The 26,517-nt window shown below is 40.8% G+C and carries 28 protein-coding genes; 20 read left to right on the top strand and 8 right to left on the bottom strand.

Annotated features, from left to right (window positions below; all coding sequences use genetic code 11):
- Nucleotides 1-64: 64 nt before the first annotated feature.
- Together M1E86_RS07155 and M1E86_RS07160 are read right to left on the bottom strand one after the other, a co-directional pair.
- On the bottom strand, nt 65-1,060 hold the full coding sequence (locus tag M1E86_RS07155; RefSeq protein ID WP_213914093.1) for an acetyltransferase: 996 nt from the start codon (nt 1,058-1,060) through the stop codon (nt 65-67).
- Nucleotides 1,061-1,583: 523 nt separating this feature from the next.
- Nucleotides 1,584-2,030, bottom strand: coding sequence for a hypothetical protein (locus tag M1E86_RS07160; protein ID WP_213914092.1), 447 nt, complete (start codon nt 2,028-2,030; stop codon nt 1,584-1,586).
- A gap of 1,647 nt (nt 2,031-3,677) precedes the next feature.
- Between M1E86_RS07160 and flhD the strand changes: the two genes are divergently transcribed.
- The 13 genes from flhD to M1E86_RS07225 all read left to right on the top strand — a co-directional run bounded on the left by flhD (nt 3,678) and on the right by M1E86_RS07225 (nt 16,227).
- Nucleotides 3,678-4,028 (top strand): flagellar transcriptional regulator FlhD, encoded by a 351-nt coding sequence (gene flhD, locus M1E86_RS07165; RefSeq protein ID WP_004909823.1) that lies wholly within the window; start codon nt 3,678-3,680, stop codon nt 4,026-4,028.
- Nucleotides 4,025-4,615, top strand: a complete 591-nt coding sequence (flhC, locus tag M1E86_RS07170) for a flagellar transcriptional regulator FlhC (RefSeq protein WP_102139579.1) — start codon at nt 4,025-4,027, stop codon at nt 4,613-4,615. Before flhD ends, flhC begins: the two co-directional genes overlap by 4 nt.
- Nucleotides 4,616-4,711: 96 nt before the next feature.
- Entirely contained in the window at nt 4,712-5,599 is an 888-nt protein-coding gene (gene motA, locus M1E86_RS07175) for a flagellar motor stator protein MotA (protein ID WP_213914091.1), read from the top strand.
- 7 nt (nt 5,600-5,606) lie between these two features.
- Complete coding sequence (motB, locus tag M1E86_RS07180) at nt 5,607-6,524, top strand: flagellar motor protein MotB (protein WP_213914090.1); 918 nt, start codon at nt 5,607-5,609, stop codon at nt 6,522-6,524.
- Between the two features lie 103 nt (nt 6,525-6,627).
- Complete coding sequence (gene cheA / locus M1E86_RS07185) at nt 6,628-8,712, top strand: chemotaxis protein CheA (protein ID WP_213914089.1); 2,085 nt, start codon at nt 6,628-6,630, stop codon at nt 8,710-8,712.
- 16 nt (nt 8,713-8,728) lie between these two features.
- A complete protein-coding gene (gene cheW, locus M1E86_RS07190; protein WP_004909833.1) occupies nt 8,729-9,226 on the top strand; it encodes a chemotaxis protein CheW in 498 nt (165 codons plus the stop codon).
- Between the two features lie 104 nt (nt 9,227-9,330).
- Nucleotides 9,331-11,016 (top strand): methyl-accepting chemotaxis protein, encoded by a 1,686-nt coding sequence (locus M1E86_RS07195; protein WP_125890794.1) that lies wholly within the window; start codon nt 9,331-9,333, stop codon nt 11,014-11,016.
- A gap of 116 nt (nt 11,017-11,132) precedes the next feature.
- Nucleotides 11,133-12,701 carry a methyl-accepting chemotaxis protein gene (locus M1E86_RS07200; RefSeq protein WP_125890795.1) on the top strand — a complete coding sequence of 523 codons (1,569 nt, stop codon included), beginning with the start codon at nt 11,133-11,135 and terminating at the stop codon, nt 12,699-12,701.
- Between the two features lie 132 nt (nt 12,702-12,833).
- Complete coding sequence (locus M1E86_RS07205; RefSeq protein ID WP_213914088.1) at nt 12,834-13,670, top strand: CheR family methyltransferase; 837 nt, start codon at nt 12,834-12,836, stop codon at nt 13,668-13,670.
- Nucleotides 13,670-14,737, top strand: a complete 1,068-nt coding sequence (locus M1E86_RS07210; protein WP_213914087.1) for a protein-glutamate methylesterase/protein-glutamine glutaminase — start codon at nt 13,670-13,672, stop codon at nt 14,735-14,737. The genes M1E86_RS07205 and M1E86_RS07210 overlap by 1 nt, the downstream gene beginning before the upstream one ends.
- Nucleotides 14,738-14,778: 41 nt before the next feature.
- Nucleotides 14,779-15,171 (top strand): chemotaxis response regulator CheY, encoded by a 393-nt coding sequence (gene cheY / locus M1E86_RS07215; protein ID WP_034782834.1) that lies wholly within the window; start codon nt 14,779-14,781, stop codon nt 15,169-15,171.
- Nucleotides 15,172-15,195: 24 nt separating this feature from the next.
- The gene (locus M1E86_RS07220; protein ID WP_213914086.1) at nt 15,196-15,834 is read left to right on the top strand and encodes a protein phosphatase CheZ; all 639 of its coding nucleotides are present in this window, start codon (nt 15,196-15,198) and stop codon (nt 15,832-15,834) included.
- Nucleotides 15,835-15,921: 87 nt separating this feature from the next.
- Nucleotides 15,922-16,227, top strand: a complete 306-nt coding sequence (locus tag M1E86_RS07225) for a helix-turn-helix transcriptional regulator (RefSeq protein WP_125890798.1) — start codon at nt 15,922-15,924, stop codon at nt 16,225-16,227.
- A 51-nt stretch (nt 16,228-16,278) separates the two neighbouring features.
- Here the strand turns inward: M1E86_RS07225 and M1E86_RS07230 are convergent, their stop codons facing one another.
- From M1E86_RS07230 to M1E86_RS07240, 3 genes are read right to left on the bottom strand one after another with little or no spacing between them, the layout of a single operon-like run.
- On the bottom strand, nt 16,279-16,836 hold the full coding sequence (locus tag M1E86_RS07230) for a hypothetical protein (RefSeq protein WP_213914085.1): 558 nt from the start codon (nt 16,834-16,836) through the stop codon (nt 16,279-16,281).
- 15 nt (nt 16,837-16,851) lie between these two features.
- The gene (locus tag M1E86_RS07235; RefSeq protein WP_213914084.1) at nt 16,852-17,160 is read right to left on the bottom strand and encodes a CcdB family protein; all 309 of its coding nucleotides are present in this window, start codon (nt 17,158-17,160) and stop codon (nt 16,852-16,854) included.
- A complete protein-coding gene (locus M1E86_RS07240) occupies nt 17,160-17,399 on the bottom strand; it encodes a type II toxin-antitoxin system CcdA family antitoxin (RefSeq protein WP_213914083.1) in 240 nt (79 codons plus the stop codon). Before M1E86_RS07240 ends, M1E86_RS07235 begins: the two co-directional genes overlap by 1 nt.
- A gap of 263 nt (nt 17,400-17,662) precedes the next feature.
- Between M1E86_RS07240 and flhB the strand changes: the two genes are divergently transcribed.
- The 3 genes from flhB (at nt 17,663) to M1E86_RS07255 (ending at nt 21,419) form a co-directional block, all read left to right on the top strand.
- Nucleotides 17,663-18,814, top strand: coding sequence for a flagellar biosynthesis protein FlhB (gene flhB / locus M1E86_RS07245; protein WP_213914082.1), 1,152 nt, complete (start codon nt 17,663-17,665; stop codon nt 18,812-18,814).
- Nucleotides 18,807-20,906, top strand: coding sequence for a flagellar biosynthesis protein FlhA (gene flhA / locus M1E86_RS07250; protein ID WP_426099325.1), 2,100 nt, complete (start codon nt 18,807-18,809; stop codon nt 20,904-20,906). Before flhB ends, flhA begins: the two co-directional genes overlap by 8 nt.
- A 192-nt stretch (nt 20,907-21,098) precedes the next feature.
- Nucleotides 21,099-21,419 (top strand): helix-turn-helix domain-containing protein, encoded by a 321-nt coding sequence (locus M1E86_RS07255; RefSeq protein ID WP_125890804.1) that lies wholly within the window; start codon nt 21,099-21,101, stop codon nt 21,417-21,419.
- Between the two features lie 44 nt (nt 21,420-21,463).
- Here M1E86_RS07255 and M1E86_RS07260 read toward each other — a convergent pair whose 3' ends face one another.
- The 3 genes from M1E86_RS07260 to flgA form a co-directional block, all read right to left on the bottom strand.
- Nucleotides 21,464-21,904: a flagella synthesis protein FlgN gene (locus M1E86_RS07260; RefSeq protein WP_102139593.1), complete on the bottom strand. Its 441-nt coding sequence runs from the start codon at nt 21,902-21,904 to the stop codon at nt 21,464-21,466.
- 9 nt (nt 21,905-21,913) lie between these two features.
- Complete coding sequence (gene flgM / locus M1E86_RS07265; RefSeq protein WP_213914080.1) at nt 21,914-22,216, bottom strand: flagellar biosynthesis anti-sigma factor FlgM; 303 nt, start codon at nt 22,214-22,216, stop codon at nt 21,914-21,916.
- Nucleotides 22,217-22,656: 440 nt separating this feature from the next.
- The gene (gene flgA, locus M1E86_RS07270; RefSeq protein WP_213914125.1) at nt 22,657-23,295 is read right to left on the bottom strand and encodes a flagellar basal body P-ring formation chaperone FlgA; all 639 of its coding nucleotides are present in this window, start codon (nt 23,293-23,295) and stop codon (nt 22,657-22,659) included.
- Nucleotides 23,296-23,533: 238 nt separating this feature from the next.
- Between flgA and flgB the strand changes: the two genes are divergently transcribed.
- Genes flgB through flgE form a run of 4 tightly spaced genes read left to right on the top strand, consistent with a single transcriptional unit; the run spans nt 23,534 to nt 26,514 of the window.
- Nucleotides 23,534-23,947, top strand: a complete 414-nt coding sequence (flgB, locus tag M1E86_RS07275) for a flagellar basal body rod protein FlgB (protein WP_125890807.1) — start codon at nt 23,534-23,536, stop codon at nt 23,945-23,947.
- 5 nt (nt 23,948-23,952) lie between these two features.
- Complete coding sequence (gene flgC / locus M1E86_RS07280; protein WP_213914079.1) at nt 23,953-24,357, top strand: flagellar basal body rod protein FlgC; 405 nt, start codon at nt 23,953-23,955, stop codon at nt 24,355-24,357.
- A 12-nt stretch (nt 24,358-24,369) separates the two neighbouring features.
- Nucleotides 24,370-25,227 carry a flagellar hook assembly protein FlgD gene (locus tag M1E86_RS07285; protein WP_125890808.1) on the top strand — a complete coding sequence of 286 codons (858 nt, stop codon included), beginning with the start codon at nt 24,370-24,372 and terminating at the stop codon, nt 25,225-25,227.
- 27 nt (nt 25,228-25,254) lie between these two features.
- Entirely contained in the window at nt 25,255-26,514 is a 1,260-nt protein-coding gene (gene flgE / locus M1E86_RS07290; RefSeq protein WP_102139597.1) for a flagellar hook protein FlgE, read from the top strand.
- Nucleotides 26,515-26,517 lie beyond the last annotated feature (3 nt).

The raw sequence follows: 26,517 nt of genomic DNA on the forward strand, positions 1-26,517 counted from the left end.
CATTATCTATGCCAATAATATATTTGACATTTAAGAGGATGTCATTACATCCTTCATGAATTTATTATTTCAATTTATTAGAGCGAAATACTGGTTCAATAAACCAATGAATAATTGAATTTGACGCTAATAAAAGTGCGAGAATAATTGTGACTAAAGTTGATATCACCATGAGAGTGAAGTTAAGCTCTATGCCTAAATGATTTAAAATTTGTAATATAACAAAGCAGATAATAGGGTGAATTAAATAAACACCTAAGGCATTATTTGATATTTTTTCATATCTACGAGTTGATAATGCAAAGTAAATAATACCCAACCCTAATATTAGACTTGCTGTGAAATTGAAAATATAGATAAAAAAGGAGTCGGCTAATAAGTGAGGGGTAATTGTGTTAAATATGGATTCAAAAAAAACATCTCGATAATTAAGGAACAAAACAGTTAAGATAGTTATGGTGAAAATAGATATAATAGGCGCCTTTCTTAACGAAGATATATTTTCATTATTAATAAAATAAGCTGTGACAAAAAAAGGAAAATATAAAAAAACCGAGAAAAACGCAGAGAGGGTCATGAGATAACTCTTTGTTATATAGGATATTAATAGGGATATCGCTAAAATTATTGATAACTTGAATTTGTTTGATTTAAAGCTCTCTGGTAATAATAAAAAAACAGCTTGCCATATAGGTGTTGCTAAAAAGAACCAAACTCCGTACTGAGGGGAAAGTAAGAATGCTTTTAACGTTAACTCACCAGTAAAGTAGAGTGGGAGCATATCGATTGTTTGAAACGTAAAATAAATGATAAAAGCTGGAAGAAGGTGAGATAGTAATTCTTTCCATGTTGTGTTTTTTGTTATAAATGCGACTATAAATACAAACATAGGAATTAATGTTAGGTCAAAAACATTAATAAGCAATGAATATTTGCTTTTATCAACTAAATTTAAATAAAAATTAAAAACAATTAATGAGCTTAACATTAATTTTAATGTAGGCCAGTATGGTTGGTCGTTGTTTTTTATATTTGAGATTAGGTGTTTTTCTTTTTTCATATATATACCCCATATAAAACGTATCGATTGTACCTCATTGAGGCTTTAAATTAAAACAAATTATTCTAGGGATTATAAAATAGTTAAAGGCCAATCAAATATTGATTAGTCTTTTTACGTTAATATTTAATTCATAGTAAGGAATTAGTTAGTTTAGGGGCAGTATAAAGTTATCTCTCAACTTTTTTGGGCTTAATAGCAGGATAAAATGACAGGCTATTAGAGCGCGGAAGTAAAGAAGTGAGTGGCTATTTGAAGGGAGAGTTGCTTTTGGTTGGGAACGTAAAATTTGATTAGGTTTTGAGCAGTTAAAAAGAGGCGGTTTGAAATAGGGGCTATTATTTTATAAGGAACTGAATATACAAGAATTATTTTAACTGCAGAGTTTGAGATGTTAGGAGCTAAATTTAACTCAAGCCTCTGCTATTACATTAGCACTTATTAGTATATCGAATAAATCAGTAAAGGGATCCTGGTTTTTTCCATGATATTTTCATTATATTGACCTTGAATTGTGGCTAACTTAGCTGTTATCAAGCAATTTTTGCGTCATAGTAATTGAAGCTTCGACGCCTAATAAGTATAAGGCTTGCTCTAAAAGGTCAATTTTAGATGCGTAATGAATATCCAGTAAACGTTCTATTTGTTGTGCATTGATATTCAACCTGCGAGCAAGATCGGCACGTTGTATTGCGGAGTTGAGAATGGCGTTATGCAAAGCAATTTTTAAGCAGCAGATTATCGGTAAATAAACAGTAAAGGTTGCATCACTTTTTGTTGGCGCAGCCAGTGGGATTGGTTTCCTGAGTTCAATATATTCTGCAAACGAGCCTAGTAAAATTTCTTGGGCCTCTAACTCAACATCTTCTTTACAATAGCTAACACCCTGTAAGTCAGGAAAATCGCTAAAATTGATTTCATATATATTTTCTTCCCCAATAAACTCAACGGATGCTTGATAAGTGAACATGTTTTTCCTTCAAATTATATTCCAGACTGTTAAGTGTTGCATTGGTGCATGAGGAAAACAAGTTTGTCACTTCACTTACCTAGTCATTCGTTCTTTTATTTTTGTATCTATTGGCTTGGATATTGCTCAGTAGTTGTCATTAGAATGATTAATGTGATCTCATTGTCATAAATATACGAATGTAACAATCGTTTTATTCGGAAATTATTAGGAAATAAAGAAAACAAGAGTGAGGGAGATCACATATTGGAAAGAATTTTCACCATGAAAATGGGGGATAAGATAGCTTCTTTTGTAAACAAGTTACTCACTGAATTATTTTAACGAAAAGTAATTTATTTTTTAATTCCTCATTATTCCACTAAGTGATTTCACTTAAGTTTTATTGCTATTTAGGGGCTTTTGTTAAAATAAAAGTATATAGTAATCAATAGTTACTATAACTTTAGTTAATTAATTTTAGGAGGGAGACGTGAAAACGGCTAAAAACGATAAAAATGAAGACAGGCAATAATACCTTTAGTACTTTTATTTTTAGTACCGTTCAAATATTTTAAAAGTGATATAAAAACCGAAAGAAAGCGGAATGTTCTTAATTGAAACCTTGATTTTTTGCTCTTGACATAAATGTGATAGATTGGCGTAGGTTGATCTTTTTATTAAAAAAAATGAAATTTCAGTTATTTTATATAAAAAAGAAAATATTAATTAATCAAAAAAATCACTTTAATGAACTAATAACAAAATAATTACTTAAGATACTAAATAAACAAAATACGCTAACAGAATTATTTCAACTAAATAGATTTTTATTATTGGTTAATGATGTAACTTTTATAAATTTTATTAATAATGCCATGTTGTGGTATTGAAATCATTGTTTAATGATTCTAATGAAAGTTGAGAGGGGATAATTCATATGTATGACAATATAATGAGTATTTTTATGATAACTACGATTGAATAATTTTGAATGATGGTAGAAGTATAGATTAAACTTATTGAAAATTAATGATTAAGTTTTATTCCAATAATGCCGATAACACCTTAATGCACTTATGTGCAACTTAGTTTCTTAATACTAAAAATTGATTTGGATCAATATTTTGTTTTTGATGTTGTGATTGGTTCTTTTTGCTTAGTTATCACATCTAAAGAGTTGTTAGTTTGATTAAAATCCTACCATTTTGCTTAGGGTGACTGAAAATGTTGTTGATATTTAGGATAAGGTGATAGAAGATAAAGAGATAATGAAGATTATTTAATGAATTAATGGGTAATCATCTCATTGGTACAAAAAGAAACATAAGTACCTTGAATAGTTAATTTAGTGGTGCATAATAATTGGCGACTAATAATGACATCAGCAATTTCTGATTCTTATGGAAATCGATAATTTTTTGGTCACCCCTTATTTTGTTGTAGGTATTCAGGAAATATATTTAATTTAGGTTTGGAAGTTAGTGTATCTATACTCCAATTTGGGTATTTTTGAATGGATGACATGGGAAAATAATGGAATTTCATTTACCCAATTTAATTACTTTTTAAATTTAATAATTTGATTACACAATACTTTCAAATTCATATTTGTTCTTTTTGCACACAGATCGCACAGATGTTGATAATATTCGGAAAGGAAAAAAAATGAGCTCGACGACAGATTTTCTGAAGCATATATACGATATTAACCTCTCATATTTGCTATTAGCCCAAAAACTCATCTCTCAAGAGAAAGCCTCTGCGATGTTTCGTCTCGGTATCTCTGATGCAATGGCAACGACTTTAGCAGATCTTACACTTCCTCAATTAGTCAAATTAGCAGAGACAAACCAGCTAATCTGCCAGTTTAGATTTGATAATAGTGACACAATTGAAAAGCTAACCCGTGATTCAAGAGTCGATGAATTACAACAAATTCATACAGGTATTTTACTTTCGACCCGATTATTGCAAACGCATAATGAGGGCGACACCGAAATAGCGAGAAAAAGATGAGTACCTCAGCTGAAAAAAGTATAGTCCAAGAAGCGAATGATATTCGCCTAGCTATGGAATTGATCTCTTTAGGCGCTCGCCTTCAAATGTTAGAAAGTGAAACTCAAATCAGTCGTGGTCGTTTAGTTCGTTTATATAAAGAGCTAAGAGGTTGCCCTCCACCAAAAGGGATGCTGCCTTTCTCCACAGATTGGTTTATGACGTGGGAACAGAATATTCATTCATCCATGTTCTATAATGCTTATCAATTTTTACTTAAAAGTGGCCAATGTCGCGGTGTTGATGCCATATTACGAGCATATAGATTATATCTTGAACAGTGTATTCCAGAACCCGGAGAAGAGCCTTTATTGGCGTTAACACGCGCTTGGACGTTGGTCCGCTTTGTGGAAAGCGGTATGTTACAAAGTTCGCAATGTAGTTGTTGCCATGGCTCGTTTATTACTTACGCACATATTCCCGAAAATAGCTTTACTTGCAGTTTATGCCAACCGCCATCACGAGCAATAAAAAAACGTAAACTTTCCGAACATCTAGCCGATATTACGGTATATCGACAGGATGGCATTACTAAAGCGGTAATGTAATTGGATTGATTTGGTTAACAGGCAAAGGTTTTGCCTGTCACTCCTAATATTCCCTTTGACTGCCATCTGTTAACCAACGGAGTGAAAGGGAATATTGTGTTAATACTCATCGGGTATATCATTGTTACAGTTGCGGTTATTGGCGGATACTTAATGGTCGGTGGCCATTTAGGTGCGCTTTATCAACCCGCTGAATTTGTCATTATTTTAGGTGCAGGATTAGGTGCCTTTGTTGTTGGTAACAGTGGCAAATCCATCGTCGCCTTGTGTAAAGTATTACCAAAACTCTTCCGTCGTTCCTCTTACAATAAAGCAATGTCAATGGACTTAATGGCGTTGTTATTTCAATTACTGAATAAGTCACGTCAACAAGGTCTGCTTGCTCTTGAAAAAGACATTGATAATCCAAGTGAAAGTGACATTTTTTCTCAATATCCCCGTATTTTAAAAGACGAATCCACCATGATGTTTATCGTGGATTACTTACGTCTGATGGTAAGTAGTAACTTACAAAGCCATGAAATTGAAGCCTTAATGGATGAAGAGTTAGAAACTTTTCGTCAAGAAAATGAAGTGCCTGCTTCAGGCTTAAATATGGTCGGTGACTCTATGCCTGCTTTTGGGATCGTTGCGGCTGTACTGGGGGTGGTTAATGCTTTGGGCTCAGCGGATCGCCCTGCGGGTGAGTTGGGGGCTTTAATTGCTCATGCAATGGTAGGGACATTTCTAGGTATTTTAGTGGCTTATGGTTTTATTTTACCTTTAGCTGCATTGATTAGGCTGCGCAGTAGTGAACAGTTGAAAATGATGGAATGCATTAAAGTCACTTTCCTCTCTGCATTGCAAGGCTACGCTCCTCAAATAGCGGTTGAATTTGGCCGTAAGGTGTTATTCAGCGCAGATAGGCCTTCATTTGTTGAACTCGAAGATAAAGTTCGGGAAGTGAAAGTAGGTGCTCGCTCACAAGAAACAACAGAGGAGTAACTAACGGATGGCAGCCAATACACCTCATGTTATTCGAGTTAAAAAGCGCAGTTCGCATCAGCAAAACGGGCATGGTGGTTCATGGAAAATCGCTTATGCCGATTTTATGACAGCGATGATGGCGTTTTTTTTAGTAATGTGGCTGATCTCAATTTCAAGTCCTCAAGAATTAACACAAATTGCTGAATATTTCCGCACCCCCTTAAGCACAGCTATCAACCCGGGAAGTAAAAGTGGGGATGCCACAAATCCGATCCCTGGTGGGGGTAAAGACCCTATTTTTCGTGATGGGGATGTGATGCCAGAGCCCAATAATATCATTGATGGTAATGCAAACTATCGTTTTGAAAAATTAAAAGAATCTCTTGAGCAGGCTATTTTAAAAGACCCGCGTTTGAACGAATTAAAGCCCCACTTACTGATTGATATGATTAATGATGGGCTACGTATACAAATTGTTGATAGTGAAAATCGACCGATGTTTAAAGTGGGTTCGGCAACGGTTGAACCCTATATGCGCGATATTTTGCGCGCAATAGCGCCACTTCTTAATGATGTACCAAACCGTATTAGTGTCTCAGGGCATACCGATGATTTGGCGTATGCCAATGGGGCTAATTATAGCAACTGGGAATTATCATCTGACCGGGCAAATGCTTCACGCCGCGAGTTGATCCGCGGTGGAATGGATGAAAACAAAGTCTTACGCGTGGTAGGAATGGCTTCAGCGATTCATTTAGATAAAGAAAATGGTTTTGCTCCGATTAACCGTCGGATAAGCATTATCGTGTTAAATGATGAAGAAACAAAACAGATCCTCCGTGAATACGATGGCGCGAAGCCGATCAATGATGTGCTCAATAAACCGCAAAAGCCCATGCCAGAAACGGCCGTGGGTGTTGTCGCTGCGGTGAAAATACCGTGATGAATGGCTGTTATTTGAATTTATTAGATAACTTGTTTAGTTGTCTGCCGGGTTGCTCGGCAGTCAGCGTTAAGTGAAACGTAAGCGAAATTGGATAAAAACCATGGATATTACCGAGTTTTATCAAACATTTTTCGATGAAGCTGATGAGTTGCTCAGGGATATGGAACAACATTTACTTGATCTTGATCCTTTTGACCCGGATAGCGAGCAACTCAATGCCATCTTCCGCAGTGCCCACTCAATAAAAGGAGGGGCTGCAACCTTTGGTTTCACTCAGTTGCAGAATACGACTCATACATTGGAAAACCTTTTAGATAAGGCGCGTCATGATGAGTTAACGCTCACTCCTGACATCATTGATGTTTTCCTCGATGCAAAAGATGTCATGGCGTCACAGTTAGATGCCTATAAAAATGATTCTTTACCAGATGAAGACACTTTCAAACGTATTTGTGAGGTACTTAGCCGAGTCGAAAATAGAGCAGAGGAGGTTGCTGATACAGGTACTGCGCTAGTTGAAACTAAAGTTGAAGATGCGGTTGTTGAAAACGCACCCGCGGAGCAAAGTGAATATTCACACTACTTTATGATCTCGTTAAATCAGCTCAAAGAAAATGAAGTTGATTTACTGGCGGATGAACTCAGTTTATTTGGGCATTTATATCATACTGAAAAAACAGCAAATAGTTTGCAAGCATGGGTAGGCACTAATACGGGTATTGATGATATTAGTGGAGTGTTATGTTTTGTGGTGGATGAATCGCAAATTAACCATGAAGCGGTTTCCTTTGCCGATTGCCGCGCTTTTTCGAAAGAAGAAACGTTATTCAATGGCGACAAAGTTGAAACAAGTGCAATTGAAACCGAGGTAAGTGATACCGCAGGATCGCAAGATACGCCGCAAACCTCGGTAAAACCTGTTATACCGGTGCCTGCTACCCCGGCTAAAAAAACGGCAATCGCTAAACCGAAAGGGGATTCGAGCAGTATTCGCGTGGCTGTAGAGAAAGTTGACCAGTTGATCAACTTAGTGGGTGAGTTGGTGATTATCCAGTCCATGCTGACCCAACATAGTCAACATGTCGATCAAAACGAATACAGTGATTTGTTAAGCTCAATCGTGCAGTTAGAGCGTAATTCACGGGCCTTGCAAGAATCCGTTATGTCAATTCGCATGATGCCAATGGACTACGTGTTTAGTCGTTTCCCGCGCATGGTACGCGATATTGCTTCCAAGTTAGGTAAAAAAATCGAACTGAAAGTCGAAGGAAGCTCAACTGAGTTAGATAAGAGTTTGATTGAGCGCATCGTCGACCCCCTGAATCACCTTGTTCGTAATAGCCTCGACCATGGGATTGAAAAGCCTGAAGTTCGTGTGGCAAATGGTAAGCCAGAGGCTGGCACATTGACCTTAGCGGCCGCACACCAAAGTGGCAATATTTGCATTGAAGTTCGTGATGACGGTGCAGGGTTAAATCGTGAACGTATTTTGGCGAAAGCGAAATCACAAGGCATGAATGTGCATGATGGTATGAGCAATGATGAAGTTGCGATGCTGATTATGGCTCCGGGTTTTTCAACCGCAGAGGTCGTAACGGATGTTTCGGGGCGTGGTGTTGGAATGGATGTGGTTAAACGAAATATCCAAGACATGGGCGGCCGTATTCAAATCGGTTTTACCGAAGGTAAAGGCACTATTATCCGCATCTTATTACCGCTCACTTTAGCCATTTTGGATGGTATGTCTGTGAAAGTCGCGGAGGACGTCTTCATCGTTCCATTGAGTGCCATTATTAGCACCTTGCAACCTCGCCAAGAGGATATTTATCGCTTAGCTGGCGAGGAAAAAATGCTGCTTGTGCGCGGTGAATATTTACCACTTGTTGAATTACACCAAGTATTTTCCATCGAAGAAGCCGAGCGAAATCTAGATAACAGTATTGTGCTGATTATTCAAAATGCAGGTCACCGTTTTGCGTTGTTAGTCGATAAATTAGTTGGGCAACAACAAGTCGTCGTAAAAAATATTGAAAGTAATTATCGCAAGATCCCGGGGATTTCAGCAGCAACGATTATGGGCGATGGTTCTGTTGCATTGATTTTAGATGTGGCTGAGCTACAAAAAATGAATAACAGCATTTTGATTAAAAAGAAACAGCAGGTTTCTCAACCTGTCGTGCACTAAATAGAGGCCATACACCATGTCTATGTTAGATGATGATTTAAATAAACACGAAGAAGAAAAAAACGGCGAAGGCTACCTCATTTTCACTTTAGGTGAAGAAGAGTACGGCATTGAAATCTTGAAAGTGCAGGAAATACGTGGTTACGAGCAAGTGACCCGTATTGCGAACACCCCTGATTTTATCAAAGGTGTAACTAATTTGCGTGGAGTCATCATCCCGATTATTGATTTACGGGTGAAGTTTTCCCATGAAAACGTGGTGTATAACGATAACACCGTGGTTATTGTGGTGAATTTAAAAGATCGTGTCGTCGGAATTGTCGTCGATGGCGTCTCAGATGTGCTGGTTTTGAATGAAGAACAAATTGCGCCACCGCCTGATTTTGCAGTGACATTATCGACTCAGTATTTGACAGGGCTCGGAACATTAAATGACCGTATGTTGATTTTAGTTGATATCGAAAAATTATTAACTAGCGATGAAATGGCGCTGATTGACAGCATGGCTGAGTAACGCTCAGCCCCAATAATTGTTCAAATAATAATAAGTCATTAACTAAAGTTTTTGGTTGGATGACCGATATCCAAAATACAACAAAATTATGTTAGTAAAACGTCATGTACAGTCGAATTAAAATCGTATCGGGACTTTTGTCCGTCATTTTTATCTTTATTTTGCTGCAACTGGTATCCAGTGGGTTGATGTTTACCAAACTGGGCGATAACAGCGACAGCATCAGTTACTTGAATTCATTACAACGCCAAAGACAAGTATTAACAGAAAGCTGGGTCAATTTGTTACAAGCTCGAGCTAACTTAAACCGCTCTATCAATGCCTATTTACTTGAAGGTCGTAAAATTCAAGATGATGCAACGACAGAAGAGTTGATTAAAGCCGCTAAACGTAACTTTAAAGCCGCTGATGATGCTTATGCCCGCTATAACAAGCTGATGCAAAGTTCAGATTATGATAAAGCCAAATTTGAAAAACTGTTTAGCACCTATGAAACCTATCGTGATGCGCTAATCAAGTTAAGTGAATTTGCGGAAAAAGGTGATCTTGAAGGTTTTTACGCACACAGAACGTCAGGCCACCAAGTAAAATTTGAAGAGCAATTTAATGCGTATTTTGCCGATATCTCTGCTGATTTCCAGGCCGAAGTCGTCAATGCAGATAATAACTATCGCCAATCATTATATATGTTGGTGACGTTATCTATCTTACTCGCCTTAATTGGTTTCTTCAGTTATCGCTATGTACGTAAAGGTATTATTGAGCCACTCAATATCTTAATTGAACGTATTACAGTTTTTGCGTCAGGCGATTTAACACCGAACGTAACCACAAATGCCAACAATGAAATCGGTGAGTTGGCCAATGGTGTTCAACATATGCAGCAGGAACTGATTAATACCGTTCGTGGTGTGCTAGATGGTAGCGAAACTATTTACCAAGGTACAACTGAAATTGCTGCAGGTAACAATGACTTGTCGGCACGAACTGAGCAACAAGTCGCTTGCTTAGAAGAAACCTCCGCCAGTATGAGTGAGTTGACTGCAACCGTAAAACAAAATACCGAATACGCTCATCAAGCCAGTGAATTTGCAAACCAAGCTTCAGTGATAGCGAAAGAAGGCGGCAAAGTGGTATCGAATGTCGTCAGTACCATGCTAAATATTGCGGATAGCTCACAGAAAATCTCTGATATCACCGCAGTTATCGATAGCATCGCTTTCCAAACTAATATCTTAGCGCTCAATGCGGCTGTCGAAGCGGCACGGGCTGGTGAGCATGGACGTGGCTTTGCTGTAGTGGCCGATGAAGTGCGTAATTTGGCGCAACGCAGTGCTGATGCCGCGAAAGAGATTAAAACGTTAATTGAAGATTCAGTGTCAAGAACAGGGACAGGTGCTCGCCAAGCAGAAGATGCAGGTGAAACGATGACCAAGATTGTCGAGTCTGTCACACGAGTGACTGACATTATGACGCACATTGCGACCGCATCTGATGAGCAAAGCAAAGGGATTGCACAAGTCAGTATCGCTGTTGCAGAAATGGACAAAGTGACACAGCAAAATGCGTCGTTGGTTGAACAATCTGCGGTGGCGGCCAATGTCTTGGAAGAACAAGTGGCGAAATTGTCGCAACTGATCTCTATCTTCCGTTTACCACCATTAAAACAAAGTGAAATACGCAATATTCAGCCGGCAGCAAGAACGGTTTCAAATATCGTGAAAACACCGGATCTGACAAAACTGTCATCGAAAGAACATAAAGATGATGACAATTGGGAAACTTTCTAAGGATTAAGCTCAGTTTTTCGCTGCAAAGCCTCGGTTTTGCAGCGTTTCTGTGCATTAGAAAACAAGGCAATGTTTCAGAGGTTCAGTTCTCTTAGCTGGCACAAGTGGGGATTTCTATGTTTGGTAAAAATATCCGAATTTCGGTGAGTTTGTATCTACTTCTCATTTTATTTTGTGGGATGCAGATTGTGTCTAGCGGGGTTTCTGTTGGGATTGTAGTAAGTGAATTAAAATCTTTAGAGCGTATTGATTTGGGGTCTGATAAGCGAGCAATGCTTGAGGAAACCAGTAAACACTTAATGCAAGCACGCAATAGCCTAACGCAAATTGCTTTGCTGCATAAAGTGGGTGGTAACGAACCATTAATTGAAGAAACGAGAGTAACTTTTGATAAGTTACTCGAAGAAGCTGAGAAAGATTACACTACGTTTAAAAATCAGCCTCTTTTGAGTGAGAAAGAAAATCTTGCGGCACTTGAGACTCGGTATCAAGCATTTGTATTGACACTCAAAGCCTTAAAAGCGCATTTAGATAACAATGACATTGCTGCCTATATTGAACTTCCTGCCCAAGAAAACCAGGACCAGTTAGAGCAAGTTGTTGAGGAATACCTTGAATTACTGAATGCGGAAAACGATGAATCTCTTGCAGCAGCCAGAATGTATAACACGTTTGCGTGGAGCTCATTCGCTTCAGTGATCGTCATCATCATCGCTGTTATTACATTTGCGCACTATTGGATGAAACGTAAAGTCATTAACCCACTGAAAAGTATGGGAGAGCACTTTGCATTAGTGGCTGACGGTAAACTCAATCAGAAAATTGAAGTAACGACTGGTGATGAAATCGGTGAGGTATTTGGCAAGCTAAAGGATATGCAGGAGTCTTTAGTGACTTCAGTAACAGCATTGCGCTCGAATACTGATCAAATGTATACAGGGATCCGTGAGATTGCTTTAGGAAATAATAACTTATCATCGCGTACTGAACAACAAGCTGCATCGCTCGAAGAAACTGCAGCCAGTATGGAAGAGCTGACAGCAACTGTTAAGCAGAATGCGGATAACGCACGCCAAGCGAGTGAACTGGCGGTGAGTGCATCAAAAACCGCAACGAAAGGTGGGGAGATCACGGAAGACGTGATTGACACCATGACCTCGATTTCCAATAGCTCACAAAAAATTAGCGCCATTATTAGTGTGATTGATGGCATCGCCTTCCAAACCAATATCTTAGCATTGAATGCTGCCGTTGAAGCCGCTCGAGCGGGTGAACAAGGGCGTGGTTTTTCTGTGGTTGCCGGTGAGGTCAGGGCATTGGCGCAGCGCAGCGCGGAAGCAGCAAAAGAAATTAAAACATTGATTGATGAATCTGTTGGCAGAGTGAGCCAAGGTTCCCAACTGGTTAATGAAGCAGGCGCGACCATGAGTGAATTGGTTGCAGCCGTTAACCAAGTTACGGAATTAATGGGGAATATTGCCTCTGCTTCCAATGAGCAAAGCCGTGGTATTGAGCAAGTCGCCACAGCAGTAAGCCAAATGGATTTAGTGACACAACAAAATGCGGCATTAGTGGAACAATCGACCAGCGCGACAGCGGCACTAGAAGACCAAGCGAACAACTTAGTCGACACCGTTGCATTCTTTGAATTACCCGAAAGCCATTTAAATCGCAATCGGCGTTAAGTGTAGTGAAAATTCGTTTTTGAATTTTCGGTGGATAAACGTAATTAATTGTTTTTTTTAGGTTATCTACCCTAAAAGGCAGCCAAATAACTGGCTGCCTCTGGGTTTTTATTGAATAGGACGACAAGTACGATGCTTTTTGTACCACAGGTAGAACCACTGACTGATGATGAGTTTGGTCGGGTTTGTCGATTTATTCATAAAAAATCAGGCATTGTCCTCACCATGAATAAAAAAAATATGGTCTATAACCGGCTATTGAAGCGGTTACGTGATTGTAATATCGACAATTTTTCAGATTATTTACGGATGTTAGAGCGAGAGCCTCACCATGCAGAATGGCAAGCTTTCGTGAATGCTTTGACGACAAATTTAACGGCATTTTTTCGTGAGCCTCATCATTTTGTGACGTTAGCCGAGTTTGTTCGTACACGTAAAAATAGCGCCATTAATATTTGGTGTGCCGCATCTTCAACAGGAGAAGAGCCATATTCGATAGCAATGACACTGAGCGATGTTCTTGGGCCAAATGCAATTAATGCCAAAGTGATTGCCAGTGACATTGACACGGAAGTGCTAGAAAAAGCGAAACAAGGTGTGTATCGCATAGAAGAGCTGAAGTCTTTAACGGCATTACAAAGACAACGTTATTTTATGAAAGGCGTTGGCGAGTTTGATGGCTATGCGCGAGTCAAGCCGGCATTGCGCCAAATGATTGAATTTCGTTATTTAAATTTGAGTGATCGTGATTGGCAAATGCAGCACCGATTTGACGTGATTTTTTGTCGTAATGTCATGATTTATTTTGATAAAGAAATGCAAATCAAAATGTTAGAGCGCTTTGCCACATTGCTTAAGCCAGATGGTTTGTTATTTATTGGGCACTCCGAAAATTTATCACAGCTATCGCAAAGTTTCGTTATTAAAGGGCAAACCGTCTACAGCTTACAAGCTGCGAGGAGGGGGTAATGAAAAAAATTAAAGTGCTATGTGTGGATGACTCAGCACTGATGCGCCAATTAATGCGTGAAATTATTAATAGTCATGAAGACATGGTGGTGGTCGATACTGCACCAGACCCTTATGTCGCACGTGACTTAATTAAACAGTATGAACCGGATGTGATCACGTTAGATGTGGAAATGCCACGAATGGATGGTATTGATTTCTTAGAAAAATTAATGCGTTTACATCCAATGCCAGTGGTAATGGTTTCAACATTAACGTCGAAGGGTTCAGAGGTGACGTTAAAAGCATTGGAATTAGGTGCTGTAGATTTTGTTACAAAACCCCAAATTGGTATTCGTGAAACCATGATGAGTTATCGCGATATTATTGGTGAAAAAATCCGTGCGGCAGCTATGTCTAAAATTACGCAACGGAGCCGTTTTGCTCGTCCAGAAAAAAAGATCAATGAGCCTGTTTCCCAAGCCAAAGCGCTCTCTCCCTATGTTTGCAATAGTCGCGTGATTGCGGTGGGGGCATCGACGGGCGGAACGGAGGCGATACGTCAATTTTTGGAAATGTTACCTCATGAATGCCCTCCAGTGGTGATTACTCAGCATATGCCTGCGGGTTTTACCCGTTCTTTTGCGGATCGCTTAAATAAACTCTGTGTACTGACTGTAAAAGAAGCCGAACACAACGAGTTATTACAAAAAGGCTATGCCTATATTGCACCAGGCGATTCGCATATGTTGATTGCCGATAAAGGCAAGGGATTTCAAGTTATTTTACAGCAAAGCGAACCTGTTAACCGGCATCGTCCTTCTGTTGATGTGTTGTTCGATTCAGTAGCTCAATGTGTTGGGCGAAAATGTATTGGCATCTTATTGACAGGGATGGGGATGGATGGTGCGAAAGGACTACTAAATTTACGTCAGCAAGGGGCAATCACTTACGCACAAAACGAAAGTAGCTGCGTGGTGTTTGGTATGCCTCGTGCGGCGATTGAAATGGGGGCTGCGGATGAAGTGCAAGATATCCTCAAAATTGCCCCAAGTGTTTTAGCAAGACTTTCTTCTGTCACGGTTTAAGCCGAGGCAGGAACTCACAATTGTATTTTGAAGGAGTGGTTATGGCCGCTAAAGATCTCAGTTTTTTGGTTGTCGATGATTTTTCTACAATGCGACGTATCGTCCGTAACTTATTAAAAGAGCTCGGATTTAACAAAATAGAAGAAGCGGAAGATGGTGTTGATGCATTAGAGAAAATCCGTACAGGCAACATTGATTTTGTTGTTGCTGACTGGAATATGCCAAACATGGATGGCCTTGAATTGCTTAAAACTATTCGTGGTGATGATGCTTTGAAGCATATCCCCGTACTCATGGTGACAGCGGAAGCGAAAAAAGAAAATATTATTGCTGCAGCGCAAGCGGGGGCAAGTGGTTATGTCGTTAAGCCCTTCACTGCCGCTATTCTAGAAGAAAAATTGAATAAAGTATTCGAAAAAATGGGTTTGCAATAACAGGGCGTGCCAAAGGAGAGTTTCATGACTGAACAAGTGGGTATGGAAGGTATTCGCAATGGTAATGATGATTTAAAACAAGTCATTACGCGCATTGGTACGCTAATGAGAACCCTGCGTGAGAGTATGCGCGAATTGGGCTTAGAAAAAAGCGTTCAACAAGCCGTGGCCAGTATTCCAGATGGAAAAGACAGACTGCGTTATATCGCACAAATGACAGCGCAAGCAGCAGAAAAAACCTTAAATGGCATTGATGTCATCAAACCACTGCAAGTGGACATGAATAAAAATGCGCAGGTGCTGCAGCAACAATGGCAAGAAACCGTTGGTGATACGGTTCCAGCGCAATTGCGTGAGTCAACAGAAGCCTTTTTAGGACAAGTGATCCAAGACAGCGAAACGACTAAAGCAGAGCTGTTGGAGATCATGATGGCGCAAGATTTCCAAGATTTAACAGGGCAAGTCATCAAAAAAATGATGGAAGTGGTTGAAGAAGCAGAGAAACAACTGCTTGCACTGTTAATGGAAAACACGCCACCTGAAATGCGTGCGAAAACGCAAAACGAAGGTTTGCTCAATGGTCCGCAAATCAATAAAGAAGGCGTTAATGTGATGGCATCACAGTCTCAGGTTGATGATTTACTTGATGAGCTGGGCTTCTAATTGCCAACAAGTTTTCTAATTAAACTACTCTAATTACATAGGGTTAGGGTAGTTTTCTTGTATTTGAGCGACAAGGAGAAAATTGCAATGATCAATAACGATTTAATTTCAACTTTGGTGATGAAAGAACAAGCTGAAATAGTTCAAGAAAATGATGGGGATAGCGATGAATGTTATTCTGAGTTACAAGTGAGGCAAGCGTTAATCAACCAGCTCAAAAAAGCGCGTTTAGCCAATAATTTAACTCAAATGCAAATCGCAGAAAGAATGCAAACGCAAAAGCAAAATGTGTCACGTTTGGAAAAAGCGCAGTTCGACCCGAAATTAGGCACGTTATTAAAATATGCAGAGGCGGTGGGGATGCGGATTACCTTAGATTTTCCACCCAAATAATCGACTCGTCATACTTCAACTTGCAGTGTTGTTGACCTGTGCTCATTCGCACTAATCATGTTGATAGACTGCGATGATCTTACTGCCAAGTATTTGTGCAAATAGCTCAATAAAATCATCGCGGATATCCCAGTGATGAAAACTAAAACCTAAATTGCCGAATGCCCATTGTGGATCAAATTGCCATGCATTAAGTGGACCATGAAAATCGCAACCAAAACAAGCGAGGTTTTCTGGTTTTCCTTCATACCAATCAGACACCGCATCGCTCCATGCATGACTCTGTTCGCTTTGTTCACTAGCACATTGTGGGCAGTAAATACCGAGACCATTTCCCCCTGCATGGAACACAGTGCGTTCGGTAACGATAGATAAATAGTTTTTCAAGGTATCTTCAGGTAACTGAGTCGGCACGATCTCATCATTAATGACATATAAAATGGGTTCTTTGTGAGCGGGGGTAGGACGATAAATGACTTCGCCATATTCAACGCCTTGGAAATGTGGGTCAATGATGCCTTGTTCTTTTAGCCAGTCAAGCATGCGCTGGGCATGTTTGGGGGCATCTTCTAAGGAAATATCTGGGGCAACAAGGTGGCAAATATCCATAATAACCCTTTATCGTTAAAAGCCATTAATAAGTAAGTCGATTGCGTGTTTAATGGTGTCTCGTTGGTGAGTCAAATCAACGACTTCTTTTCCTAATAATGAAAGAGGAACACAAGCCATTTGATGCGTCATTAAAATAAAAAACTGCCCGTTGATAACGAGTTGTGGGTTTAAGCGGGCGGGTAATGGTTTTTTAACTAGCCTGCTATCGAATAACGGGATGACTAAGCGAGTATTTAGTATATCAATAATATTACTTTGAATATCCAGTAAATATGGGTATTTGATAGCATCATCTCGATTTTGATAGAGGCAATATTGCATTAAAAATCCTTGTATTTATCTGAGAGTAATCCATATTCTTCATTGATCCTATTTAACTCATTAAAGCCGTCAATATTTTCATTTTTCCATTTTTGTGCTTCGAGGCGTTTTAATTCAGCTTGTAAAGCACAAGCTAGTACCGCAGAAAAATTGAGTTTGGCTTTCCTAGCTTGTTCATAGAGTTCAGGTGTTATAGTGACACTGACGGTTTTTTTCATTCTTTGAGCCGTTGTACCCATGGTATTTCCTTAATTACACGTGTTCGGGTATGTGTAATTTAGCATGCTTATTGCTCATATAGGGATTTTATTCTTTATTAATGCTAAATATAGGATTATCTTCAGTGGGAGTTCATATCTGCGAAACCCTTCGCAAAATTGCCGCTTTATTGCTCAATAGGCAAATAACCCCCTTGAACTGCGTCTATTTTCCACCATTGATTTTTTTACACTCTGTCATGCTATAGCGATAACTCGTATTTTCATTAAATTTTGGAACCGCGGTGTCCGACGAGAGTGATGTAGAAAAAACCGAAGAGCCCACCCCCCATAAAAAGCAAAAAGCCAAAGATGATGGGCAAATCGTTCGTTCAAAAGAATTAAGCTCGCTAATGATGATGTTAGCAGGCGTGAGCTTGCTGTGGCTCAGTGGGGGGCATCTGGCGGCTCAGTTACGTCAAATCGCACGACAAGGTTTTATATTTGATGGCCATTACTTGCAAAATACAGGTTTGATGCTCAGTTACTTAGGGCGCGTTGTGAGTGAGGCGCTATTTGCGTTATTACCCGTGATTGGCGGGTTAGCGTTAGTGGGTATTTCTGCGTCATCGTTAGTGGGAGGACTCGTTTTTAATAGCAAGTTGATTAAATTTGATTTGAAAAAATTAAATCCAATCAAAGGGTTAAAACGTATTTTTTCGATGAATGCGTTATCTGAGTTGTTTAAAGCGATTTTAAAATCGTTGTTTGTGGGGTTAGGGGCATTTATTTTTCTTTGGCAAAGTTGGCCCTCATTACTGCATTTAGTGATGGAATCACCTATTACCGCGCTGAGTAATGCGTTGCAGAAAGTGATTTTTGCTGGATATTTAATTGTGTTTTTGCTTATCCCTATGGTGGCTTTTGATGTTTTCTATCAGTTTCGCTCCCATTTGAAAAAATTGCGCATGAGTCGCCAAGAAATCAAAGATGAATTCAAGCAGCAAGAGGGTGATCCGCAGATTAAGGCCAAAATTCGCCAACAACAGCGTGCGATTGCGCGTAACCGAATGATGGCGGATGTCCCAAGTGCGGATGTCATCGTCACTAACCCAACGCACTATGCAGTAGCCCTTAAATATGATGACAAAAAAATGGGGGCACCAAAAGTATTAGCGAAAGGTGCAGGTGTATTAGCACTGCGCATCAAAGAAATTGGTGAAGAGCACCGAATATTACAGCTAGAAGCCCCACCGCTTGCTCGTGCGCTATATCGCCACGCGGAGATAGGGCAAAGCATTCCTGTTGCATTGTATGCAGCGGTTGCAGAAGTTTTAGCATGGGTTTACCAACTGCGTCGTTGGCGTCGCGAAGGTGGGCTCAGACCAAAAAAACCGAAAAATTTACCAGTGCCACCGACGCTGGACTTTGCTGGAGATAACAATCGCGATGGCTAATTTGGCTACCTTATTAAAATTGCCGAAAAACTTACAGGGAACGCAGTGGCAAATACTGGCCGGGCCGGTTCTTATTTTATTGATTTTGTCGATGATGGTATTGCCATTACCGGCATTTTTATTGGATTTACTGTTTACCTTTAATATTGCACTTTCCATTATGGTGTTATTAGTGGCGATGTTTACCAAGCGTACATTGGATTTTGCCGCTTTTCCAACCATATTACTATTTGCAACTTTATTGCGACTCTCTTTGAATATCGCCTCTACCCGGATCATCCTAATGGAAGGCCATACAGGCCCAGATGCTGCAGGGCGCGTGGTTGAAGCGTTCGGCCATTTTTTGGTCGGGGGAAATTTTGCCATTGGTATCGTGGTATTTATCATCTTAATATTGATTAACTTTATGGTTATCACAAAAGGGGCGGGACGTATTGCTGAAGTGGGCGCTCGCTTTGTGTTAGATGGTATGCCGGGTAAACAGATGGCCATCGATGCCGACTTGAACGCAGGTATCATTACGGATGATGAGGCGAAAAAACGCCGTGCGGAAGTGACTCAAGAAGCGGATTTTTATGGCTCAATGGACGGTGCGAGTAAGTTTGTCCGCGGGGATGCTATTGCGGGGATCATGATTATGGTGATCAACGTAGTGGGTGGGCTGATTGTTGGTGTTGCTCAACACAATATGTCTTTGGGGGATGCGACAAGCACGTACACCTTGCTGACTATTGGTGATGGGCTTGTGGCGCAAATACCTGCTTTGATTATCTCAACGGCGGCGGGTGTTATTGTTACGCGAGTGGCAACGGATGAAGATGTGGGTGAGCAGATGGTCACCCAGCTATTCAATAACCCTCGCGTGATGTGGTTGAGTGCGGGCGTTCTTGGTTTAATCGGTTTGATCCCGGGCATGCCTAACTTTGTCTTTTTACTGTTCACCGCAGCATTGGCTGCCCTTGGTTGGTATTTAGTGCGTAAATCGCAACAACCGGAAAGCAGCGCTGGGGATAATAGCCAATCGCAGCATTTCCAAGAAGCCAATAAAGTGGTTGAAGCCACGTGGGATGACGTGCAATTAGAAGACTTACTGGCGATGGAAGTGGGGTATCGATTGATCCCATTAGTGGATAATGACCAGCAAGGTGAATTATTAGGGCGACTACGTGGTTTACGTAAGAAATTTGCTCAAGAAGTGGGGTACTTACCACCGGTGGTGCATATCTGCGATAACTTAGCACTTTCCCCATGTGAATACCGAATTCTGATTAAGGGTGCGGAAGTTGGACGTGGTGAAGCACAACCAGGGCGCAGTCTGGCTATTGACCCTGGCAATGCCGCGGGGACGCTACAGGGGGATATCACTAAAGAGCCCGCGTTTGGTTTACCCGCTATTTGGATTGATGATGATTTACGTGAACAAGCACAAATCCAAGGGTATACGGTGGTATCAGCGAGTACTGCGGTGGCCACTCACTTTAATCAAATTTTACTGCAAAACTCCAGCACCTTATTTGGCCGCCAAGAAGCACAAATGCTGTATGACCGTGTGAAAAAAGAGATGCCAAAACTGGCAGATGACCTGATCCCAGATACGATTTCGTTAACGATTTTGCACCGTGTACTGCAAAATCTATTAATGGAAGATGTGGTGATCCGCGATATGCGCACCATCATTGAAACCTTGGCAGAAATGGCCGGGGAAAACGGCGAAAACAAAGATACCGATTATTTAACATCCCAAGTGCGCATTGCATTGGGCCGAGCAATCACACAGCAGTGGTTTGGTCATGCAGAAGAAATTCAAGTAATTGGTTTAGAGGCTAGCCTTGAGCAGATCTTATTGCAAGCCGCGAAGAACGGCGGTGGGTTAGAGCCGAATTTGGCACAGTTTATTCAAACTCAAGCGGAGCAAGCCGTGGCACATCAGGAGGCGATGGGGGCACCAACGGTATTATTAGTCAACCATGGTTTCCGTTTGATTTTATCGCGTTTCTTGCGTCGCAGCCTGCCGCAGCTGGTGGTCATGTCGAATTTAGAAATGACGGACCATCGTAAGATAAGAATGACTTCGATGATAAGCGGAAGCTAATTTTTATACTTATCGTGAGTGACTAAATATAATTTTTAGAAGAGGAAAGTTCTCGCTATTAAGTGACAACTTTTCTCTTTTTTTATTCCAAGACTTTGCTTAATTAGGGTATTCTTTTCCCTTAACTATGGTAATTTTTACCATAGTAAAAATTATGGTGGACTGATGCTAACCTGTTGGTGGGGATTCATTATGAGTAATAAAATAAATGAGTTACTGAAATTTGCTCAAGAAATGGAAGCAATTGGTGCTGCTGATGATACTGCGGCTCGCCGTATCGAAGCGCGGATAAAAGCACAAGAGCTCAAGAAAAAATTCACTAATCCTAAGCCTATGACAGGAGCGGATATTAAACGTATTCGTGAGCAAAATAATATTTCTCAGTCTTCTCTCGCTTTGATATTAAATATGACTAAGGAAAGTGTTTCCAAATGGGAAAGAGGGGAGATTAAACCAAATGGTGCAGCATTAAGGCTACTCACATTGATTGATGAAAAGGTGTTTATTATCTAGTAAATAAAAGGGCGGTTTTTAAGTTTACAAAGGCAATATCCACCTTAAATCGAAATTTTCTTACCTAATGCAGGGCTTTTTGACTCTAAACCATCCGCACCATAAGTGGATTGGTTATTATGTTTTTTCACAAAATTGAGGCGCTGAGCGTTGAGCTCAATATGCAACTGTAGCATTTGGTGATTACGATAATTCAGCTCTTTTAGCTCAGTTGTTAAGCTTTTAATGGCTTCCCATACACCTGCTAGTGCATCATTGCCTTCATAAGGTGCACTGATCTCAGATTGTGCTTCTAACGCTAGGCGGTTTGTTTCACCATGGCCGATCGCAGCAACTAAAAACCGCTTTTGTTCAGTGGTTTCTTGAAAAGGCGAAGGCGGCACACGGTGATAACCTAGTAATAGCTCTTCATTTTTCATCACTATTTGTAATGATTGCAAATGGGCGAGTTGTTGCTCAAGTAATATCAGTAATTCGTCAGTCATAGTGGTTATTTATTTCATTGATAACATGCATTCATGAGCATCGCGCAAAATGCCATCAGCAATTTTTTCAGCATCCATTGTTAGGGTGCCATCTTTGATTGCTTGTTTAATTTGTTCAACTTTAGCACTATTAATATCACTTGCCTGTGGTTGCAATAATTTTTTCTGTAGCTCACTAGGAGCAAAAGAACTTTCTTTAACGACTTCATTGGTGGACACTTTTTTGTCCCGTACCGGAGCTGCTGTGTCTTGTGGGTCGCGGTTTGTCACCTGAGTCAGCGCAGAAATTGCAGATGTTTGCTCAATAGCCATAATGTGTTTTCCTATTTCCGATTTTTTTCATATGTGAGTTATCGGCTTATATTGATGAATCTTTAGTGTCTATAGTGTTACAAAATATTGCATCATTCACCAGCTATACTCGTCATACTTCAATTTGCAGCGTTGTTGACTGCGTTCAGCTCGCCGAATCACATACTCATGTATGCTCATCGGTCTCTCTTCACTTGTCGCCTAGCTGCAACTCGAATTATTTAGAGTATATACTCGTTATACTTCAATTTGCGGCGTTGTTGACTGTATTCAGCTCGCCGAATCACATGCTCATGTATGCTCATCGGTCTCTCTTCACTTGTCGCCTAGCTGCAACTCGAATTATTTAGAGTATATACTCGTTATACTTCAATCTGCAGCGTTGTTGACTGTGTTCAGCTCGCCGAATCATAGACTTATGTATGTTCATCGGCCAATCTTTATTTTAATGCCACTTGAACACTGCCATTTTCGAGCGCTTCCCCATTCACCACTTGCCCATTTAATAAGCGCACTCGGGTATTTTGGCCAGCCGTGGCATTATTGATCGCACGACCCTCATATTTCACTGAAAAATTATCACCATTGGCGAACACAAATACCGTTTGTCCCGCTTTTATTGCCCATGGCTGCCGCGTCATTGATTTTGTGAATGTTTGTCCGGCAGGAATATTACGCAAGGCAATCGCTCCGCGAAGTGCGATTTTATCGGTGCTCGCACCTGCAGGTAGCTTATGTAATAAGCCCTTTTTGGTTCCGATATCAACAAACTGTATGGATTCCCCTCTAGTTATATTACGTGTGGCCACGTAATACTGGCCTGTCACATTCACCGTTAGCTGAATAAACTGTTTTTTCTTGCCACATTGTACGGGGAGGGAAACATTTCCCATATTGCGTCCACCAATCGGTGGGTTGATTTGAGGGTGCTCACAAGTCGGCCAACGCTCAATTGGGGTTTTAATTTCTATTGAAATGTGCGTTTTCTTGCCATGAATTTGGTGAAAATAATGGTTAATATCTTGGGGTAACGACGCTTGAGAAAGCGCTGGAGTAAGCCCTAACAAACTGATTGCCATATATAATGGCATTTTTTTAGCATAATACATCCCGTTGTATTCCCCCCAACAAACAAACTTTTTCACGATTGCAGTTTACGCAGCTCCGTAATAATGAATGAGCCAAATAGGTCAATTATTTTGCCTTTATCTCGCCATTAGATTTTTTAGTAGGCCGCTAAGATATGCGGGTCGAATTTTAATTTTTACTCGCGAACGCCCAAATCCAAGGATCGCGTTATTTCCAGTGAGGCCCACTATGATTGATAAATTAAATGCCACGTTTGCTTTCCAGCAACAGGCTTTGTCAATACGCGAAGCAAGGCAGACCGTATTAGCTTCAAACATTGCTAATGCCGACACTCCCGGCTACCAAGCACGTGATATTGACTTTAATCGTCAACTTCAACAAGCCATGGATAAAGGTGTGGTAGGGGGAAAAGGTGTGACGCTCGCGGTGACTTCAAAAGGGCATATTGAAGGGCGGGGGATCAAAACGCCCAATATTGACCTGAAATATCGCGTGCCTTACCAAACCTCAATGGATGGTAATACGGTAGATATGGATATTGAACGCAGCCAATTCGCAGATAACACCCTGAAATATCAGGCCGACCTTACATTCATCAATAGCCGCGTCAAAAGTATGCTGGCTGTCTTACAGCAAGGGTAACCTTCATGGCTTTACTGAGTATTTTTGATATCTCTGCATCGGCATTGACCGCGCAATCTCAACGCTTGAATGTCAGTGCGAGCAATATGGCAAACGCAGAAAGTATTGCAGGGCCAGATGGCCAGCCATATCGTGCAAAACAAGTTGTTTTTCAAATGGCACCGCAAGGGCGCCACGAAGTGGGGGGCGTGCGTGTGAGTGAACTGATCGAAGACCCAACGCCATCCCGAATGGAATATAAGCCGGGTCACCCGTCAGCGAATGAAAAAGGCTATGTGCAAATGCCAAATGTCGACATGGTTGGTGAAATGATCAATACCATTTCAGCCTCCCGTAGCTATCAAGCTAACTTAGAAGTGATGAATACAGCAAAAACCTTGCTGCAAAAGACACTCACAATAGGCCAGTAAGGGAGCGTTTTCATGGGAATTGCAGCCACAATGTACGACTCTTTGGATAATACGACAGCCGGTCCTGAGCCAGCTGCGAGCAATGTGCCAAAGAAAAGTCAAAGTGACGATATGCGCGACACTTTTTTAAAAATGATTGTCACGCAGATGCAAAACCAAGACCCAACAAAACCAATGGAAAACACGGATTTAACCAGTCAATTGGCACAAATTGCCACGCTTGAAAGCATGAATAAACTCAGCGATAGCGTGAGTGGCATTTCTCAACAAATTGGTTCAGGTCAGTCATTACAAGCCACTCAGCTTGTCGGAAAAGGAGTGCTTATTCCGCGCAATGAAATCATTTTAGCGCCTCTCAAGAAAGAGAGTACCGGCGAAGACAGCTCGGTCACTAAGCCATCAAACCCGCTTCCAGACGAAGGCATCAGCCCAAATAGTCCTTCAACGTTTGGGCTTAGCAACAAAGATGCGATTGACGGTGAAGAGGGCGCTGAAGCGCCGCAATCTGAATATATTTCCTCGCCGTTTGGTTTCTTTTTACCGAAATTGGCGGACAACGTTGAAATTACTATTCGCGATAAGAACCGAATGGTTGTGCGAACCATTACCTATGATACGGAAGTTAAACCCGATATCTATGATATGGCGTGGGATGGTCGTGATAACAACGGCAACTTGGTCACGGATACAACAGGAAAATATTACTTTGATGTGAAAGCCGTCAGTTCGGGGGCTGAAATCGAAGTGACCAAACTGGGGTATACCCGTGTTAACGGTGTGACCCCAGGCTCTGACGCACCATTACTTGATGTTGGCATTGGGCAAAGTGTCCCGCTGAGCAGCATTTTCAAGGTTTATCCATCTTCTTAATTTACCCCCAATACTCATGGAGAAAATATGTCTTTTTCACAAGCAGTCAGTGGCTTAAATGCAGCCTCAGCGGGGCTTGATTCAATTGGTAATAATATTGCCAACTCCGCAACAAATGGTTTTAAAGGCGCGACGACCTCATTTGCCGATATGTTTGCAGGTTCAGGCGTTGGCTTAGGTGTCAACGTGGCCGCAGTGACCCAAAATTTTAAAGATGGCCCAATCACGCGCACGGATAGAGCGACAGACGTTGCCATCTCAGGTAATGGTTTTTTCCGTGTGCAAGACCAAAACGGTGACACTTACTACAGTCGTGATGGCCAATTCTTACGCGATAAAAGCGGTAATTTAGTCAATAACCAAGGGATGGTAGTCACAGGTTACCCCGCGAGTGTTGATGAAAAAGGCAATGTTACCATTCAAAGTGGTGGTGTTCCTGCTGGTTTGAATATTCCAACGGATATGATGGATGCAAAAGCGTCGGAATTAGCGAAATTAACCATTAACCTGAACTCAGAAGATAAAATCAAAGATAAACCTTTCGATGTAAACAATCCCGATGATTCAGCAACTTACAATTTCAGCACGACTATGACGGCGTATGATAGCCAAGGTAACACGCATGAAATCTCCGTGTACTTTGTAAAAAGTGCGGATAATGAATGGAAAGTGTATGCCAAAGATGCGAATGACAAAGTTGCAACGCAATTAATCAATACTGAGGATGTAGACGATACCGTTGTTGTTCATAATAAATTAATTTTTGATGGTAACGGGCGTTTGTCAGCACCGACAGATGCCACTTTTGATTTTAATTATAAAGGGCTAAATGGCGCAAATGATGGTGTTCTTCGCGTTGACCTAAACAAAACTCGCCAACAAAAAGTCAGTGAATCTTCCGTTAGTGCCATTGATGTGAATGGCTATCCAGCCGGTGAATACACCACCTTTAAAATTGAAGATAACGGTTTAATTACCGCTAACTATTCTAACCAACAAAAACGCGTGGTTGGCCAAGTGGCATTATCCGCTTTCGCAAACCCAAATGGTCTGGTATCCCAAGGTGGCAACGTTTGGGCCTCTTCTAATGCGTCAGGTAACCCGATGGACGGCGTTCCGGGTGTCGGCCAGTTCGGTAAATTAACCAGCGGTGCGTTGGAGTCTTCTAACGTGGATATGAGCCAAGAGTTAATTAGCATGATTGTGATGCAGCGTAATTACCAATCAAACGCGCAAACCATCAAAACACAAGATCAGATGTTACAGACGCTGGTTAACTTACGATAAAAC

It is taken from the genome of Providencia sp. PROV200 (genome assembly GCF_049901995.1).
GTDB lineage: Bacteria > Pseudomonadota > Gammaproteobacteria > Enterobacterales > Enterobacteriaceae > Providencia > Providencia rettgeri_E.

Coding starts and splice junctions, on each gene's coding strand:
- flgM (WP_213914080.1), bottom strand. CDS start 22,216: ATGGCTATTGAGCAAACATCTGCAATTTCTGCGCTGACTCAGGTGACA.
- M1E86_RS07240 (WP_213914083.1), bottom strand. CDS start 17,399: ATGGGTACAACGGCTCAAAGAATGAAAAAAACCGTCAGTGTCACTATA.
- M1E86_RS07255 (WP_125890804.1), top strand. CDS start 21,099: ATGAGTAATAAAATAAATGAGTTACTGAAATTTGCTCAAGAAATGGAA.
- M1E86_RS07210 (WP_213914087.1), top strand. CDS start 13,670: ATGAAAAAAATTAAAGTGCTATGTGTGGATGACTCAGCACTGATGCGC.
- motB (WP_213914090.1), top strand. CDS start 5,607: ATGGCAGCCAATACACCTCATGTTATTCGAGTTAAAAAGCGCAGTTCG.
- cheA (WP_213914089.1), top strand. CDS start 6,628: ATGGATATTACCGAGTTTTATCAAACATTTTTCGATGAAGCTGATGAG.
- M1E86_RS07160 (WP_213914092.1), bottom strand. CDS start 2,030: ATGTTCACTTATCAAGCATCCGTTGAGTTTATTGGGGAAGAAAATATA.
- M1E86_RS07285 (WP_125890808.1), top strand. CDS start 24,370: ATGGGAATTGCAGCCACAATGTACGACTCTTTGGATAATACGACAGCC.
- flgA (WP_213914125.1), bottom strand. CDS start 23,295: ATGGCAATCAGTTTGTTAGGGCTTACTCCAGCGCTTTCTCAAGCGTCG.
- M1E86_RS07200 (WP_125890795.1), top strand. CDS start 11,133: ATGTTTGGTAAAAATATCCGAATTTCGGTGAGTTTGTATCTACTTCTC.
- flgC (WP_213914079.1), top strand. CDS start 23,953: ATGGCTTTACTGAGTATTTTTGATATCTCTGCATCGGCATTGACCGCG.
- M1E86_RS07195 (WP_125890794.1), top strand. CDS start 9,331: ATGTACAGTCGAATTAAAATCGTATCGGGACTTTTGTCCGTCATTTTT.
- M1E86_RS07155 (WP_213914093.1), bottom strand. CDS start 1,060: ATGAAAAAAGAAAAACACCTAATCTCAAATATAAAAAACAACGACCAA.
- flhD (WP_004909823.1), top strand. CDS start 3,678: ATGAGCTCGACGACAGATTTTCTGAAGCATATATACGATATTAACCTC.
- M1E86_RS07220 (WP_213914086.1), top strand. CDS start 15,196: ATGACTGAACAAGTGGGTATGGAAGGTATTCGCAATGGTAATGATGAT.
- M1E86_RS07235 (WP_213914084.1), bottom strand. CDS start 17,160: ATGCAATATTGCCTCTATCAAAATCGAGATGATGCTATCAAATACCCA.
- M1E86_RS07260 (WP_102139593.1), bottom strand. CDS start 21,904: ATGACTGACGAATTACTGATATTACTTGAGCAACAACTCGCCCATTTG.
- M1E86_RS07205 (WP_213914088.1), top strand. CDS start 12,834: ATGCTTTTTGTACCACAGGTAGAACCACTGACTGATGATGAGTTTGGT.
- cheY (WP_034782834.1), top strand. CDS start 14,779: ATGGCCGCTAAAGATCTCAGTTTTTTGGTTGTCGATGATTTTTCTACA.
- flgB (WP_125890807.1), top strand. CDS start 23,534: ATGATTGATAAATTAAATGCCACGTTTGCTTTCCAGCAACAGGCTTTG.
- M1E86_RS07230 (WP_213914085.1), bottom strand. CDS start 16,836: ATGGATATTTGCCACCTTGTTGCCCCAGATATTTCCTTAGAAGATGCC.
- flhC (WP_102139579.1), top strand. CDS start 4,025: ATGAGTACCTCAGCTGAAAAAAGTATAGTCCAAGAAGCGAATGATATT.
- flgE (WP_102139597.1), top strand. CDS start 25,255: ATGTCTTTTTCACAAGCAGTCAGTGGCTTAAATGCAGCCTCAGCGGGG.
- cheW (WP_004909833.1), top strand. CDS start 8,729: ATGTCTATGTTAGATGATGATTTAAATAAACACGAAGAAGAAAAAAAC.
- M1E86_RS07225 (WP_125890798.1), top strand. CDS start 15,922: ATGATCAATAACGATTTAATTTCAACTTTGGTGATGAAAGAACAAGCT.
- flhA (WP_426099325.1), top strand. CDS start 18,807: ATGGCTAATTTGGCTACCTTATTAAAATTGCCGAAAAACTTACAGGGA.